The 15817-nt window shown below is 61.5% G+C and carries 13 protein-coding genes and 1 pseudogene; 3 read left to right on the top strand and 11 right to left on the bottom strand.

All coding sequences use genetic code 11. The annotated features are described in order from the left end of the window. Window positions 1-207 precede the first annotated feature (207 nt). Window positions 208-498, top strand: a pseudogene (locus U1708_RS19690) (integrase core domain-containing protein); the annotation flags it as partial. Between the two features lie 207 nt (window positions 499-705). Here U1708_RS19690 and U1708_RS19695 read toward each other — a convergent pair. From U1708_RS19695 to U1708_RS19740, 10 genes are all read right to left on the bottom strand, one after another. Further along, a complete protein-coding gene (locus U1708_RS19695) occupies window positions 706-2046 on the bottom strand; it encodes an alpha/beta hydrolase family protein (protein ID WP_332747946.1) in 1341 nt (446 codons plus the stop codon). Between the two features lie 20 nt (window positions 2047-2066). Continuing rightward, window positions 2067-3116 carry an alpha/beta hydrolase gene (locus U1708_RS19700; protein WP_332747948.1) on the bottom strand — a complete coding sequence of 350 codons (1050 nt, stop codon included), beginning with the start codon at window positions 3114-3116 and terminating at the stop codon, window positions 2067-2069. Beyond that, complete coding sequence (locus U1708_RS19705) at window positions 3113-4060, bottom strand: alpha/beta hydrolase (RefSeq protein WP_503676851.1); 948 nt, start codon at window positions 4058-4060, stop codon at window positions 3113-3115. Before U1708_RS19705 ends, U1708_RS19700 begins: the two co-directional genes overlap by 4 nt. Then, window positions 4060-5283: a glycoside hydrolase family 1 protein gene (locus U1708_RS19710; protein WP_332747951.1), complete on the bottom strand. Its 1224-nt coding sequence runs from the start codon at window positions 5281-5283 to the stop codon at window positions 4060-4062. Before U1708_RS19710 ends, U1708_RS19705 begins: the two co-directional genes overlap by 1 nt. Next, the gene (locus tag U1708_RS19715; RefSeq protein WP_332747952.1) at window positions 5280-6578 is read right to left on the bottom strand and encodes a family 1 glycosylhydrolase; all 1299 of its coding nucleotides are present in this window, start codon (window positions 6576-6578) and stop codon (window positions 5280-5282) included. The genes U1708_RS19710 and U1708_RS19715 overlap by 4 nt, the downstream gene beginning before the upstream one ends. Window position 6579: 1 nt before the next feature. After that, complete coding sequence (locus tag U1708_RS19720) at window positions 6580-7806, bottom strand: alpha/beta hydrolase family protein (protein WP_332747954.1); 1227 nt, start codon at window positions 7804-7806, stop codon at window positions 6580-6582. A gap of 107 nt (window positions 7807-7913) precedes the next feature. Beyond that, window positions 7914-10688 carry a TonB-dependent receptor gene (locus tag U1708_RS19725; RefSeq protein ID WP_332747955.1) on the bottom strand — a complete coding sequence of 925 codons (2775 nt, stop codon included), beginning with the start codon at window positions 10686-10688 and terminating at the stop codon, window positions 7914-7916. Window positions 10689-10775: 87 nt separating this feature from the next. Next, a complete protein-coding gene (locus U1708_RS19730) occupies window positions 10776-11732 on the bottom strand; it encodes a FecR family protein (protein WP_332747957.1) in 957 nt (318 codons plus the stop codon). Next, complete coding sequence (locus tag U1708_RS19735) at window positions 11729-12439, bottom strand: RNA polymerase sigma factor (protein ID WP_332747959.1); 711 nt, start codon at window positions 12437-12439, stop codon at window positions 11729-11731. Before U1708_RS19735 ends, U1708_RS19730 begins: the two co-directional genes overlap by 4 nt. Further along, the gene (locus tag U1708_RS19740) at window positions 12423-12974 is read right to left on the bottom strand and encodes a TetR/AcrR family transcriptional regulator (RefSeq protein WP_332747960.1); all 552 of its coding nucleotides are present in this window, start codon (window positions 12972-12974) and stop codon (window positions 12423-12425) included. Before U1708_RS19740 ends, U1708_RS19735 begins: the two co-directional genes overlap by 17 nt. 76 nt (window positions 12975-13050) lie before the next feature. Here U1708_RS19740 and U1708_RS19745 point away from each other — a divergent pair, with 76 nt between their 5' ends. Next, complete coding sequence (locus tag U1708_RS19745) at window positions 13051-14235, top strand: cytochrome P450 (RefSeq protein WP_332747961.1); 1185 nt, start codon at window positions 13051-13053, stop codon at window positions 14233-14235. Window positions 14236-14353: 118 nt separating this feature from the next. After that, window positions 14354-14932 (top strand): DUF4142 domain-containing protein, encoded by a 579-nt coding sequence (locus tag U1708_RS19750; protein ID WP_332747964.1) that lies wholly within the window; start codon window positions 14354-14356, stop codon window positions 14930-14932. Window positions 14933-15273: 341 nt separating this feature from the next. Here U1708_RS19750 and U1708_RS19755 read toward each other — a convergent pair whose 3' ends face one another. After that, on the bottom strand, window positions 15274-15441 hold the full coding sequence (locus U1708_RS19755; RefSeq protein WP_332747966.1) for a hypothetical protein: 168 nt from the start codon (window positions 15439-15441) through the stop codon (window positions 15274-15276). Window positions 15442-15817 lie beyond the last annotated feature (376 nt).

Raw genomic sequence — 15817 nt, forward strand, 5'->3', positions numbered from 1 at the left:
ATCCACTGACAATGCTCGCGCCATCCATGCCAGCCTCCTGCACCGGCACGCACCTGAATCAGAAAACCGCAGCGACGGGAATCCCCTTATGATTCAGCACGGTGAGAAACCGCTCTAACACAGGATCCAGCGGCGCCGAGGCGGCCGTGGTCCTCACCATCCTTAAGACGAGATACGCACCCAGGTGGAAGGCCCGAACATTATCTACAGGGCAGCGAGTTCATCTCGAAGGCTCTCGACCGCTGGGCATACGAGAACGGCGTCACACTGGACTTCAGCCGACCGGGCAAACCAACCGACAATGCGTTCGTAGAGTCGTTCAACGGTCGCCTTCGTGACGAGTGCCTGAACGCACATTGGTTCCTATCCATCGCGGACGCTCGAGCCAAGATCGAGGCCTGGCGACGGGACTATAACGAGAGGCGTCCTCACACATCGCTTGGCTGGATGACGCCGGTCGAATATGCTGCTGCAGCGGCTGCCAAGGCGGCCGAATGAACGCCGGAAACTCACCTTCAGGTTGGATGAGAAACCGGGGGACCCTCAGAACGCCGGAAACTCACCTTCAGATTGGATGAGAAACCGGGGGACCCTCACACCGGTCGGTCTCTGGTTGCCGCTGGATGAAAGACGGGGGTCACGTCATGTCAATTCCATGGTAGGCGCTGCTGCCATCAGCAGCAGCGCCAGCAGTTGGCGCATCGCCTACTTCACCGCGTCGGAAGCGGGACGAACCCCCGAATCGACCCAAGCGTGCAGTGCGGCCCACGCCGCCTTCGTCTGTTCAGGCGTGAAGCCGCAATGGGTGTATGCCTCAACCCCACCAACGGGCAGGGGCGCGCGCAGCGGCGGAACCGGATACTCGGCGAGCAGGCCAGACCTACCTGCCTTCCGCACAGTCTGTGCAAATATCGTCTCCTGAGAATATGGCACTAGAGAATCGATGCTATTGTGCATGGTGACCAAAGGATCGGCGATCCGGCCGCTCGCCTCGTGCCAGCGTTTGAGATAGGCGACCGCGGTAGGGGAGGCGGCGATGCGCTGTATGCCCCTGTTGAGCGCCGCCGCCTCCGCATGGGTCATTGTATCGCTCGCATAGACCTTGCTGATGTTCCCGTAGGGAACGCCACCGGCGGTGGCCGCCATGTCATCAGCTCCCAACGAGACGGTGACGAGCGGAAAGGCGATGGCTCCCGGATCGACTTCGAACCCGCCGATCGCCGCGACTTGACGCAGGATGCGCGCTTCGCACCCTTCGGGGTTAGACTTCGCAGCAGCGAAGAGCGCAAGCACGGGAGTCGCGGTCTTCGTCAACTGGGTCCAGACATAGGTCTTGGCGTCCATAGCCACGCCCGGCGTGGGGGTGGTCGACAAGGCCGAACGACGAATGTCCTGTTCTCCGGGCAGTGCGTAGGGCGTCCCTTGGGTCAGGAAGTTGTAGGCTGCTCGCATGTCGTAGAGTTGATCGAGCAGCGTCTGCCAGCTGGAGACGACACCGCAACGCGCGAGCCCGCCTGCAAAGGCGCCTGGATATGTTTCGAGTAAGGTAACGACAATCCCGCCTCCCATCGAATCACCGGTAGCATAGACGCGTTTGGCACCCATTTTTACCAAGAAGTCGCGCAGCCGCTTTGTGTTGCGCGTGCCAGTCTCGACTCCCAGCCCGTCCTTGTCATAGGCGCTATGGCCAACGGCCACACCGTCGTCATAAGCAAAGCGCATCATCCCCCCCCCGGTGCCAGGGGCTGTCGGATCATCAGATACCGCCACCGGCGTTCCAGGCGTCGAGTAGCCATGCGCATAGACAAGTCCATCGCCCGTCCACCCTGCCGGGAATGCCAGCGCGAATTGGTCTCCCTCCAGTTTTCCGACCAGCGTGACGCCGCCCGCAGGGGCGGGCCGCGTCAGCAGATCGGTCGCGCCGTTTGCACGCGCCTTGGCGACGAGCGCGGTCTGCGCGGCGGTGAGCGAAGATGAAGGCGGAACCTGCGCGCCGACCGATGAGGCGGTCATTAGCGCGAGGGGTAGGGCGAAGCGAAGCGACATCAGGTATCTCCTGTTGAGGTTCAGCGAGAGCGGCGACCAAGATGCGCGTCGAAGAAGCGCGCGATCGTCGCGAACGCCTCGTCGGATTCGGGCATATCGGGCCACATGAAGAAGGCGTGAGGCAGGCCATCAAAAAGCTGGAGTTCGCTGTCGACGCCTGCCGCGGCGAGACGTCGATGCGCGAGCGTCAGTGCACTGACAGCGAAGTCCCGTCCGCCCGCCAGCAATAGGGTGGGTGGCATGGCCTTGGTCTGCGCATCAGATGCGAGTGGGTAGGCAAGCGGGTCGGTGGCTGGCACGCCGTCCATGTAGCTGACCGGGAGAGTCGCGGGCAGCGCGGGAATGCCAGGCGGGGCATTGCCGGAAACCGCTGGCGCCACATAGGGGCTGTCGCCGCTGTAAGGCGCGCCAGTACCGCAAAAGGTGCCGATCGCTCCGGGGCGGGGGAGGCCCTGCTGGGCGATCCACGCAGTCGCCTGCGCGGTAATGACGCCGCCAGCCGAACAACCATAGATACCGATGTTCTCGGGACGATAGTGCTTCAGGAGGGCGCGGTAGACCGCGGTCACGTCCTCCGACGCAGCCGGATAGTGATGCTCGGGAGCGAGCCGATAGTCGACCGTCACAACGCGGATCCGCATGGTCGCGGCGACCGGGATCGCTTCCACCAATGCGCCGCTGCCTGCACCCCACATGAATGCGCCGCCATGGACGTTAATAAGAACGCGTGCAACATTGCCGGGTGCGGTCCCAAGAGTTGGATCGACGATGTCAACGCTGACGCCGCCGATCGTCTCGTGACGCACAACAGTTTGAAAGCGCCGACGCATCTCGACGAGGCGATCGTCGTTCCATTCGCCGTAGAAGGCGCGTTGCTTTGCGAGGTCGTCTTTGACCGTCTGAGGTGCCGCCGCTGCGTCCATGCGCGCCAGCACCTCGCGTGCAGCCGAACTCAACTGGTTGGATGGTGGCAGGCGAAAGGCGGGTACCTGCTTCACGGGGCCGTTCTCCAACCCCTGCGCGCTTGCCGTGGTCGCCAGTAGGGCGAGCGGCGTCAGCCAACGTATCATCGTGTCGTCTCCAGGTGTCGGCGAAGGAACCCCGCCATCGTGGCGAACGCTGCATCACTTTCCGGCGCCTCGATGTAGCTCCAGAAAGCATGGGGCAGGCCATCAAACACGACCAGTCGGGCGTCGACGTGCGCCTCATCGAGCGCTCGACAAAAATCGGCCGTCGCGCTCAAAAGATAGTCGCGCGTGCTGGACAGGCACAGCGTCGCGGGCCATCCGTTCAAGGAAGCTCGCGCGGGGGAGATCGCAGGATCCTTTGGATCGCGTGTGCCGGCGTACAGCTTCGCAACCTCTTTGCCGGCATCGGCATTCAGAAAGCGAGCCATCGTGTCGCCGGTCCGCGAAAGGTCGGCGCTGCCGCTAAAGAAACCAAGGGCGGCGGGCTTTGGCAACCCTTCGGCACGCAGTCGGGCGACGAGCTCCGCTGCCATGATTGCGCCGGCTGACGTGCCATAAAGACCGATGCGCCGTTGCGCTTGGTTGGCGAGCAGTCCGCGGTAGACCGACGTGGCATCGTCGATCGACGCGGGGAAGCGATGCTCTGGAGCCAGCCGATACAGCACCGCGACCACTGTCAGGCCGGTCAGCCCAGCGATCGGGATGTTCTCGGTCAGCGATCCCGAATCAACCACGAATCCGCCGCCGTGGAGGTTAAGCAGAATCGCATCGGCGCGCGCGGGGCGCGCAGGGGTAAAGACGCGGACGGCCACGCCGCCGATGGTCTGCGCGCTGACATCGACGCGGTAGCGTTCTGCCTGCCGGCGGCCAATATCACGTTGTACCATCTCGGCCAGTTTCCGCCGTCCCTCCATATCCGCGGGGGCCGGGGGCCGCGCCCCATCGGCAGCGAGGCCCGATCGCGCCGCGCCGGATAGCGTGTCGGGCCAAGGCGACGCGATCTGTGACGCCAAAGCAAGTGCTAACGCCGCGAAGCCAAGCCGCATCACGCCCGTCGCGCCTCGACTAGATTTGCATAGGTGCGCGCACTGGGCTTGGGAATGCGCTGGAACGTGCGCCGGTCGATCATGGCCAGCGCGAATTGCTGCGTGTAACCCCGCCGCCACTCGAAATTGTCGAGCAGCGACCAGTGGATATAGCCGATCACCGGCACACCAGACGCACACGTGTCGTCGAGCGATGCGAGCGCCTCGGTGATGTAGCGGGTCCGCTGACGATCGTCAGCGGACGCAATGCCATTCTCGGTGATCAGGACGGGTTTGCCGGTTGAGGCGTGCGCGTGCGCAACCGCCACACCGAGGGCTTTGGGGTAATATTCGTCTCCAGCCTGCGTCATTTCGGCATCGACCGGCGGAGGCACGACGGCATCTGCGCTTAGGCGGAGCCGACCATAGGTCTGGACACCGATGAAATCGTCCTCGCGGGCCGCTGCGAAGAACGGCACCTCTGCATTTCGGCGATAGGCTGCAATGCCCGCATCCGTTCCGACTGCCTGAACGTCCGGGAGTGCAAGGCTCATCCCCACGGGTAAGTCCCCGCGGGCAGCCTTCACCGCAAGTCGTGCGTGGCGATGACCGGCAAGCAGGTTTAGGAGGGCGACATCTTCACCGTGTGAATAGACCCAGACATCGAAGCGATCGGACCCCGTGACGTGCGCCGCTGCGGCAAGCATCCGGTCAAGCCCCCGACGGCCCGGATCGGCGATCGGCGTCGCGATCCACCTGCCCATCAGCGGCAGATTAGGTTCGTTGAACGTTACCACGTGGCTAGCCCACGGCGCTAGTCCCCGCGCCACCCGCTCAGCATAGCGGGCGAACAGCATCGGTGAATCCGTCTGCGTCCATCCTCCCCTCTCGGCGAACCACCGCGGCGAGGTGAAGTGGCTGAGCGTGATAACCGGCGCGATCCCTGCGTCCCGGCAGGCTGCTGCGATCCTGGCATAGTGATCGAGCCACGCCGCACTAAATCGCCCAGGCGATGGTTCTATCCGGCTCCATTCCACGGAAAAGCGATAACAGTTCAGCCCCAGTGCGCGCACAAGGCCGACATCCCCGCGCCAGTAGTGAAGGCTGTCACACGCATCCCCGGAGGGAACAACGAAACTGGTTTCCGGAACCTGTTCAAGCAGCCAGATGTCGGCGTTGACGTTGTTGCCCTCCACCTGATGCCCTGCGGTCGCGGCGCCCCACAGGAACGCCGCCGACGTCACCGCGTACCGCCAGCTTGGGCGATCCGGCCAAGGACGTGGGCGCTCGGCTTGACCGTTCGTTTGAAGGTGGTGGGATCTACCGCGACGAGGCCGTAGCGGGGCTTGTAGCCGCTCAGCCATTCGAAATTGTCGAGCAGCGACCAGTGGATGTAGCCTAGCACCGGCACCCCATCACGCCGGACTGCTTCAACGGCGGAAATGGCGGCAGGGATGAACCGCGCGCGCTCGATATCGTCGGTCGCGTCAATGCCGTTCTCAGTCACGAGGATAGACTTGCCGGTCGCCTTGTGCGCATATCGTACCGCACCGCCTATCGCTTCGGGCTCGTATGGCTTGCCGTTGGCACGGCGGGGCGTGGTGGAGGGGGTATCTACCGGACCGACAGGGCCCAAGTAGGTGCGTTCATAGGTCTGTACTCCGATGAAATCGTCGTCTCGTCCTGCTTCGAAAAACGGTTCGTAATAGGCCCGGCGTTTGGCGGCGAGCAACACGTCCCCGTCGATGCTGACGTCATCCGAGATAGCGAGGCTCATGCCTACCGGCAGATCGCCACGCACGCTCCTGATGGCATCACGCCCCAGTTGGTGTGCGCGCAGCAAGCCCGGTATCATCGGCATTGGATCGCCCGCGTTGAGTAGCGAGAAACGATCCGATCCCGATGCTCTGGCAGCGGCAGCGATCATAGCTTGTGTCGCCGCCTTTGCGTTCGCATCTGGCCGAAATCGGGACCAGGGCCCGTTGATAGAGAGATTTGGCTCGTTGAAGGTGAGTGCGTAACTGATACCGTGCGCCATCGCGCGCGAGACCCGGTCGCAGTAACGTGCGAACAGCGCCGGTGCGTCATTGGCAATCCAGCCGCCTCGCGCGGCAAACCAGCGCGGCGTCGTGAAGTGATTAAACGTCACGACCGGTGCCAATCCGACAGCGCGGCAACGGTCCACGATTCGCGTGTAGTGATCGAGATATGCTTGGCTGAACTGCCCCTCGGCCGGCTCGATCCGTGACCATTCTACTGAGAACCGATAGGCGTTAAGGCCGAGCGCCTTGACGATGGCAACATCCTCCTCCCAGCGATTCAGACTGTCGCAGGCGTCACCGGAAGGTTCAGCGAACAACGTCGGTTTCATCTGCTCGAGCAGCCAGATATCGGCGTTGATGTTGTTACCCTCGACCTGGTGTCCGGCTGTTGCCGCACCCCACAGGAACGTGTCGTGCAGCCTACGCGCGAGCGCCGGAGTCGCCATCGCAGCCAAGCCGATGCCGAGTGCCTGTCGCCGATCGATCGTTGCTGCCACCTCAATATACTCCAACTGAAGGTTTGCGGCCGCTTTCCACCCAACCGTGCAGCGTGTTCCACAGCACCGCAGCCTGCCGCGGGTTGAAGCCGCAATGGGCCCACCCCTTGAGCCCGGTGCCGGGAATGTCCTTTTGAAGCGAGGGCGCCCAGAGCTGGAACAGATGCCCTTCGTTTCCGGCAGCTTTGACCCGCTGCCTAAGAAGTATCGCCTCTTTTGCGAACACAAGGCCATCATGGCGGTTGTGGACCGCAATCAACGGGGTGGTGAACCGTCCGCTCGACTGGTGCCACCGCACCGCAAAGGCGCGTGCTGGCGCGTCCGAGGCGATGCGCTGAATGCCGGCGTTCAGGCGCGCTTTTTCGGCTGTGCTCAGCAGGGAGCTTTCGTACGTCTTGCCGACATTGCCATAGACGACGCCGCCGAAGCTGGCGCGCATGTCTTCCATGCTGACCATCGCCGTCATGATTGGGAAGATGAAACTCGCAGGATCGGCATCCGCCTTAGCGACCGAAGCGATCCGCGCTATCATCTGTGCCTCGGATCCGTTTGGATTGGCGCGTGCTGCTTTAAAAAGGTCGGCGATAACTCCGCTCATCTTCTTGATTTGCCAGAACAGCCAAGGGGTTCGGGCGAAACCGAGACCTGCAGGTGGAGTGGGCGATAGACCGTTAGCGGCGATGTCGTGGTTTCCGGGCAATTCGTACTTCGTGCCGCGCGTGTAGAAATTGTAGACCGCGCGCAGATCCACGAGACTGCCTACCTCGCTGTCCCATCCGCCGGTTACACCGCATGCGCTCATCGCTCCAACGAAGGCGTCCGGATGCTGTTCGATCAGCGACATCACGATGTTGCCGCCCATCGACGCCCCGCCCAGATAGAAGCGTCGCGCTCCGATGCGTTCGAACCAGCCGCGCAGTCGCAGCGTGTTGATGACACCGCTTTTCACCGCCATCGCAGGCTTGTCGAACGCGCTTTGCCCGACCGCGAAACCCTGTTTATAGGCTGCTGTAAGGAAGCCTCCCGAAGGATCTTTCGCGACAGGATCGGCGGGCACCGATACGGGACTGCCGGGGATTGAATAGCCGTTGGCAAAGAGCACCGCCTGCCCGTTCCATCTCGCTGGGACTGCGACTCCGAACGCGCGCCCGTCTAGCGTCCCGGCTACACTCATCCCGCCATCGGCACGACCATTGGCATCGATGTCTGATGCGCCAGCCTTCGTCATCCGATTGACCAGATGTTGCTGTGTCGACGTTATCGAGCGGCGCTCAGGGCTTGAGGCGCATGAGGCAAGCAACAAGGCCACAAGCGAAACTGGAGCGTATCTGCGCATCAGAAACGATACCGCAAGGACAGACCATATTGCGCTGGCTCGCCATAGATCGAGTTGCTGAATCCGGAGTTATTGTACCCGGTATTGGCCGTTATCCTGTACGCCTTGTCGAGCACGTTTGTGCCATAAATCGCTAGGTCGAGCGGGGCACCGCGCATTTGGTTCCACTCGAGCCGCAGGTTGAGCAGGCCATAGGGCGCGATAGTGTCGAACGGCTGTACATCCGTTGCGACGCGCTGGCGCGACTGCCACGAATACGTCGCACGGATTGCCATGTCGCCCTCGACCTTCGAGATTGGCAAGGCAAGCCGGCCATCCAGGCTGAACTTGTGTCGGGCAACAAAGGTAAACGGTGTGCTCGACAGATCTCGAGACGGCTGCGCCGCCGTCAATGCCGACGGGATCGCAGGAATGGGGATGGTGACGTAATTGAGGAATTTGGCGTCGTTATATGAATAGGTCCCGCTGATCGTGAGCGGCTTGAAAGGAATTATGAGACCCTCGAACTCCAGCCCAACAACCCGGGCTTTATTGGCATTCGCCAAGATGTCCGAGCCTGCGATCGCGGCGCGCTGAATCACCTGCACATCGTTGAACCATGTGTAGAAGGCAGCGATGTTGGTACGGGCTTTGACGCCGCCGATGGTCCAGTCGCGCTTCAAGCCGATTTCGGCATCGGTTACCCGTTCCGGTTTGACCGGGGCAAGCGGATAGTCGCTGCCCAGAAACAGCGTAACGATCGGATTGTTCGCCCCCGATTTGTAGCCGCGACGCGAAACTGCATAGACAAGTGTCTGTGGATCCGCCTGCCAGTCCAACCCAAGCTGCCAAGTCGGCCCGTCGCTCTTGCCGCTGAACGATGGCTTGCTACAGTTTGGATATTTCAAGGTAGGGAAGCCGCCCGCCGCGACTGCCAGAAATGCATCATACACACAAAGGTTTGCATTAAGGCCGATAACCTGTGCCGCTTGCGCCGGGGACACCAAACCCAGCGCTGCGAGGCGGTTGAACACCTGATAGCTTTGAGCATCCTGATAGCTCTGGATATCACCGCCAAAGGTGTCCCAGGTCCATCGGAATCCAGCAGTCGCGGTTAAGGTCGGGATGATTTTATATTGTGCCTGTGCATAGACCGCTTTGCTGCGACCCCGCACCGAGGCATCGGGTTGGACGTTGAGCGAGGGCAGCAGTGGACCGTTTACACCGAGCAGCGTTTGCGCGATCGCGGGAAGGATGATCGGCCCTTGGCCCAATATTCCTGCCGCCTGCAATGGGTTGACGGTGAGAAACGTGAGCGGAGAGGGGCTCTTCTCGTCGAGGTAGAAACCGCCGCCCTGCAAGGCGAACGTACCATCGTCATACCGCGCCTGAAGCTCTTCGGTGATCGTCCGTAGGTTGTTGTTGTAGCCGCCGGGAAAAGCACCGAGCAGATCGGCGATAGGTAGCGGCGTGGAGTCGCGATCGGTCGCGCTGGTTGATCGGCTGCGACCGTAGCTGAACACGTTCTTGATTGTCAGTTCGGGCGTCGGGGTCCACGTCGTGTTGTTGAGCACGAGCAGGTTCTTCGCCTTCTCGAACGTGTCCACGCCAGTCGACGTCAGCCTCGGCCCGCGCGCCTGCTGCTCGGCAAGATACGGCTGAAGCAGTGCGGCATAGGGGCTGCCCGGACGAACCGCCAGCAGGATACTCCCTCCGCCATGTTCGTCCACGTCGATATAGTTGACTGCGGTATAGCTGCTGATCGTCGCGGTGGGATTGAACTGTATGCCGAGGCGAAGCGAATAGTTATTGCGGTTCAGATAGTCACGGCCGGTAAGAACGTCGCTGACATAGCCGTCGCGCTTGTCGAACTGCCCTGCGATCCGCACCGCCAGTACGTCATCGATGATCGGCACGTTGAGCGCGCCCTGCATGCTACGGCGGCGAAGATTGCCGAGCGTTCCTTCGACATAACCTTCGACGATATTCATCTTCGGTCGAGCCGGTTCCAGCAAAACCGCGCCCCCGGTCGTATTGCGTCCAAACAGCGTGCCCTGTGGTCCTTTCAGGACCTGTAGCGAGGCCAGGTCGAAGAAGCTGCCGGGGCCGCTGGCCGAAGACGGTACTTCCGCGAAATAGCCAACAACGCCCGGACCGCTGCCTGTGCCCGCGCCACCACCGCCACCCATGCCACGGATAGTATAGGTCTCCTGATTACGAGCGACGTTTCCCAGCACGGTCAGCGATGGCGTAAAATTCTGCAGATCAGTGGCTGTGTTGATGCCTTTCTCGCGGATCGTGTTCTGGGTGAACGCGGTCAGCGATACCGGCACTTTCTGCGCTCGCTCTTCGGTCCGTCGTGCGGTCACGACAATGTCCTGGAGCGATGCAGGATCCTGTCCGGCGTCGGAGACCTGAGCAGGCGCTGCGGGTGCAACTATCGGGTCCTGAGCGATGCTGGCCAGCGCCACGGGGCGGGTTATAGCGACCGCGCCTGACGGATCACGGTGCATCTTCAGCCCTGACCCTATCAAAATACGGTCAAGTGCGTCGGTGTCACCCAGCCGTCCCCTCACACCCGGCGACCGCAGGGCGCGTACATCTTCACTGCGATACAGGATCTGGCGCCGCGATTGGCGTGCCCACGCGTCTAGCACGGCCTTCATGCTGCCGGCGCTGATGTCGTAAACGCGAACCACCGAAGCCCTGCGTGTTTCGGCCTGCGCCACGGCCGGCATGGCCGGTACTATTGCGCTGCTCGCCGCGGCGATCATGAGCGTGTGGATGTGGCGCATATCCCCCCCTTGTTCCCTGTCTCGGCGGCCTCTTTTGTGCCGTCACCGGATCAGACGAACGGCTGGTCGAAAGCCGTAACACTCACCTCAGGATTTTATTGTGACGCCGTTCGCGTCGTTCGTGACGCGCAGGCCAAACGCATCACGCAGCAGCCGGGTGAAGGTATCGATGTTCGTCGCCTCGAACGATCCGCCAATCCGCAACCTCGCCACCTGAGCGTCCCCCAGCCTGATCTGCCGTTCATTGTATCGATTGAACTCCCGCACCGCTTGTTCCAGTGTTACCTGATCGAATGTCAGCACGCCGCGTCGCCAAGTCAGCGCATCCTGTACGCGTTGCTCTGACCGATCCGCGAGCAGCATCGATCGCCCACGTGCGATCGCGACGTCGCCCGCTGTTATGATCGCGGCGCGCTCCGGTGCGGCGGGATCCGAATCCTCGATGCGGACTCGCCCTTCTGCCACCGCGACAGTGACTGTGTCGCCATCGCGACGGACAGAAAATTTCGTACCGAGCACTGTCACCTTTCGTCCGCCGGCGAACACCACGAAAGGGTGACGCCGATCGTGCGCGACTTCGAAATAGGCCTCGCCGCGGTCGAGCCAAACGCGCCGCTCCCCCGCGGCGAAGGAGGCACGCATTGCGCTCGCGGTATTTACGGTCACCGCGCTACCGTCGATCAGCGCGACCTGGCGTTGGACGCCAATGGCGGTCGCCACACGAACCGACGTACTCTCCCGATCCGGAGATAAATTCCATAAAGCCAGCGCCGCCGAGAAAACGAGCACTAGCGATGCCGCGATCGCCCATACGGGTGCGGGCATCGCCAACCGTGTTGATTCGATACTCCTTTCGCCCGCCATCGCCGCGAGCCGGTCGGCCGCACGCCAGCCGGCCTCAAGCCGCCAGAACACCGCCTTGTGCGCGATGCTCTCGTCGAGCCAAGTCTCCAGCACTGCAGCCTGGTCCGCCGACCATTCAGGTTGCTCACGCGCAATTAGCCACTGCGCAGCCTGCAGTTCGAGATTGCCGGCGGTGTTCATGATTTGGTTTTCCGGCGGACAAAAGCCGGACTCGACGAGCGGCTGATCCGTCCGTCGCCGCCCAGCATAAAGTTTGCGAGGGCGCGAAGCCCCAGCGTGAGCTGCCGCTCCACGGTGTGATGACTAACCCCCATTTGGTCCGCCGTTTCGCGGATGCTGAGTCCTTCCACCTTCCGTAGGCGGACTACCTCGCGACAACGCGGCGGCAATTGATCCAGCCCCTGCATCGCCCGGCGCAACTCGTCACGCGAAGTCATCTGGCGGTCCTGTGCGGAGATATCGACGTCTCCGATCGTATCGATGTCGGCGAACTGTTCGAATGAAACAATCTTGGCTCGACGCGCCCGGTCCGTCAGCACGTTTCGGGCAATCGTGAACACATAGTTGCGTGTCGAACGCAGCGCATCTTGCGGAGTACTCGAGAGAGCGCGTTCATAGATTTCTTGTCTGATGTCCGGCACGTCGGCCTGATCACGACAGTGACGCGCCACGAACCTTACAAGATCCCGTTCCAGCGGCAGGACCTCGTTGACGAACCATCGCTTTGTCGTGCTGTCGTCGGTCATCGGTGGCTTAGACGCGCGAGCAGGCAGAAGCCGTAACACGCCCCCGCGCCGGCTCGCACCGATGTGTATCCAGATGGTGCCCAGCACGGTCGATCGCGACGCACCGATTGCAATTGCAATCCTGTCACGCTGGATCGTCACGCGAGCTCACTAGGGCGCGTAGCGTCAATCTTTCGATCAAGCTGCTCACGTCATCGGCTGAACTGGTCAGTCCCTCCGTCAGCCACCAGCTTAAAATGGTGATTATTCCGCCCACTACGACGCGAACAGCGAGTCCGCGAGGCACGGATGAATCAAACGGAAGATCGAGCCCCTCTGCGTATCGAATGGCGCGAGCCGTCACTTCCTGTCGCACTGCATCGCCACCGCCAACCAGCAGAGCTGCAGACGCGTGCCGATGGAGATCGACGAACTCCACGACCGATCGCACGGCGTTTCCCACGTCTCCACGTACGAGAGCCGGGGCCACCTGCTTAACCAACCGTCCCATCAACTCATCCGCCACGTCGAGCAACAGCGTGTCGACGCCGGGATAATGGCGAAAGAAGGTCGCGTAGCCGATTCCGGCATGAGCGACGATACGTTGCGCTGTGATCGAATGCGCGTCGCCGTTTTGCAACAGCGCCAGCATCGCGTCGCGCAGCAGGGAACGGGTTCGCGTGACACGAGCGTCCACGCCCTTTTCGCTATTACCCCTTTTATGAGCCACAGTAGATCATATATAGCGGACCTTGGAGTAAAGGAGCAAAGCGATGAGTTCGTATTCCACGCTATCGCGCGAACCGTCCAGCGGGGTCGACGATCTTCGTGATGATCGAAAAAGCATTCCATCGCAGCCCATGGGTCGCGGTTGCCCAGTCCAGTCTTTTTCGGAAGCACGCGCGCTGCTCCGGGATGATGAGCTGCATCAGGCCAGTTTCCGCGCTGATCTGATGGCAAGGTTCAGCGACGAGCGCTTTGCGCCGATCATTTTCCAGCACGGTGAGCGCCATCGCCGTCAGCGTGCTGCGACCGCTCGGTTCTTCACCCCCAAAACCGTCGACACCAGCTACCGTGCGATCATCGAGCGTGAATCCGATGCATTAATCGGCGACATGCAGCGTCGCGGCCACGCAAAGCTGGACGACATGAGCATGCGGCTGGCGGTGTCCGTTGCGGCCGAGGTTGTCGGTGTTACCGATAGTAATCGCACCGGGATGTCGCGTCGGCTCGAACGCTTTTTTCAAGCTGGCAATGTCGCGCTCGGCAAGTCGATCCTCGATCTGCCACGCTTCGCGCGGGCGCAGATCCACATGCTTAACTTTTACGTTCGAGACGTGTTCCCAGCGGTTCTCGCGCGTCGCCGTGCCCCGCGCGAAGACGTGATCTCGCATTTGATCGCCGAAGGCTATTCGGACCGCGCGATACTTACCGAGTGCGTGACCTACGCTGCCGCCGGCATGGTGACGACACGCGAATTCATCACGATGGCGGGATGGCATTTGCTCGAGCGCGACGAGCTTCGGACACGCTTCCTTGCCACAGATGAGACCGGGCGGATCGCCATCTTAGAAGAGATCCTTAGGCTCGAACCGGTCGTCGGAGAGCTTTCGCGACGGAATCCAAATACCGGCCAGATTTTCAAAATTGATATCCGCCAGGCGAATGCTGATGTTGCGGCGGTGGGCGCGTGTCCGCATGCAGTCGATCCTGATCGCGCCTTGGCAGCGCGGGTCGGTAGCGCAGGGCTTGCGTTCGGTGATGGTTCGCATCGATGCCCTGGCGCGAGCATCGCAATTCTCGAAACCGCAATCTTTCTCGATCGCCTGCTGCGCATTGCGGACTTAACGCTGGAAGCACCGCCGAAGATCAACTGGAACGCGTTGATCACAGGGTATGAACTTCGCGATTGTCGCCTTCGCATTGCACCCACAATCAGCTTGACTTCGGGAACCTGACCCGGCGCTGCCGCATTGCTTCCCGCAGCCATCATATGGCTCGGTAGCCCCTCCCTTGCCTGATGGAACCGGCAAGAATGACGAGACGTTCAAAAGAACATATTAACAGGAGAAAACGATGCTTCGAACTCTTATACTTTCCAGCGCTGCCGCAATCATGATGGCTACGCCTGTCGTCGCTCAGGACATGATGGCTTCTACCGGATCCCTGACGCCGACAGAAGTGGGGGTGTCGCCCCTCTCTGCAACGTCAGCAACCGACTATGTCAAATTGGCGGCTGACTCGGACAATTACGAAATTCAGTCCAGCCGTCTGGCTCTGACGAAAAGCAAGCGCGACGACATCAAGTCTTTTGCCCAGCAGATGATCACCGATCATACCGGCACGACGAAGGCACTGATGGCAGCGCTGAAGAATGACGACCGCACGATCGCACGGCCCTCGACAAAGCTGTCCGCGGCCAACGCGGCCAAAATCGCGTTGCTGAAAAAAGCTCCCAAGGCGACGTTCGATGATCTTTATCTGCAACAGCAGGCACAGGCGCATCAGGCGGCTTGGGCTTTGCACAAGGGTTATGCCACTGACGGGACTGATGCTGCCCTGAAGCAGGTGGCTTCAACCGCAGTTCCTGTGATCGAACGGCATTTGCAGCATGCCAAGCAAATGCTGCCTGCGGGCCTGACGCCTGCGCAATAACGCAGTGCGTCCATCGTGTGTTTAGAGTGCCCGCTCAGTTGTCTGTGAGGCAAAAGTTTCCAGGTTATTTCATGAGTGGGACGCCCAAGTCCCGGTTAACGCTATCGCGCCGCTCCCCCGCTTGCGGGGAGCAGCGCGACTTTAAGGGCGGTCGGCTATTGAAGGAGCCGAGCTTGCCACGGAACGCGCCGACGACGCCCCCCCTGGTCCCAATGGCCGGACAGGATGCCGCGCCGGGTGATGCTGCCGATCGGCTTTCGGGTCGCGGCGAGCAGCCGCGCGCCGGGTGTCGCGATCGACAGGCTCGTCGGTGATGACGTGGATTACGGTGCGCAGCGCAATCATTGCTCGCGCCACTGTTCGACCAGCGCCACCATCGCGTCGCGGTAGCCCCAGGCATCGGGATAGACGGTCGGCTCCTGCGCGAGATACGCCGTGACGATCAGCATATCGAACGTGTCGTCTCTGCATGCCTGCGCGAGCGGATCAGTAATGTGAGTCCGTCTCATCGATCGTGCTTTGCGTCTCACGGAATGTGCGTCGAGCGACGCTATCTGTCTCAGCTAATGTGCGCGGGAAACAGCTCGTTATTACGCGTCCGGCCAATCATCGTTGTATGCTGCTACAGGTAAGTTTCACACCGCCGGCGTCCTCCAGCTCTACCTCGCGCGGAAGATCACCATCGGCGCACGACAGGCGTCTGGCGCAGATGAACGCGGAAACTCGCGAGAAACAGCCTTATCACCGGCGACCTTTGGTTGAGAATACCTAGAGCGGTTTCTCACCGTGCTGAATCATAAGGGGATTCCCGTCGCTGCGGTTTTCTGATTCAGGTGCGTGCCGGTGCAGGAGGCTGGCATGGATGGCGCGAGCATTGTCAGTGGA

Origin of the sequence: Sphingomonas arabinosi (assembly GCF_036663715.1) — a bacterium.
Lineage (GTDB): Bacteria > Pseudomonadota > Alphaproteobacteria > Sphingomonadales > Sphingomonadaceae > Sphingomonas.

Coding starts and splice junctions, on each gene's coding strand:
- U1708_RS19695 (WP_332747946.1), bottom strand. CDS start 2,046: ATGTCGCTTCGCTTCGCCCTACCCCTCGCGCTAATGACCGCCTCATCG.
- U1708_RS19700 (WP_332747948.1), bottom strand. CDS start 3,116: ATGATACGTTGGCTGACGCCGCTCGCCCTACTGGCGACCACGGCAAGC.
- U1708_RS19705 (WP_503676851.1), bottom strand. CDS start 4,060: ATGCGGCTTGGCTTCGCGGCGTTAGCACTTGCTTTGGCGTCACAGATC.
- U1708_RS19720 (WP_332747954.1), bottom strand. CDS start 7,806: ATGACGAAGGCTGGCGCATCAGACATCGATGCCAATGGTCGTGCCGAT.
- U1708_RS19725 (WP_332747955.1), bottom strand. CDS start 10,688: ATGCGCCACATCCACACGCTCATGATCGCCGCGGCGAGCAGCGCAATA.
- U1708_RS19730 (WP_332747957.1), bottom strand. CDS start 11,732: ATGAACACCGCCGGCAATCTCGAACTGCAGGCTGCGCAGTGGCTAATT.
- U1708_RS19745 (WP_332747961.1), top strand. CDS start 13,051: ATGAGTTCGTATTCCACGCTATCGCGCGAACCGTCCAGCGGGGTCGAC.
- U1708_RS19750 (WP_332747964.1), top strand. CDS start 14,354: ATGCTTCGAACTCTTATACTTTCCAGCGCTGCCGCAATCATGATGGCT.
- U1708_RS19755 (WP_332747966.1), bottom strand. CDS start 15,441: ATGAGACGGACTCACATTACTGATCCGCTCGCGCAGGCATGCAGAGAC.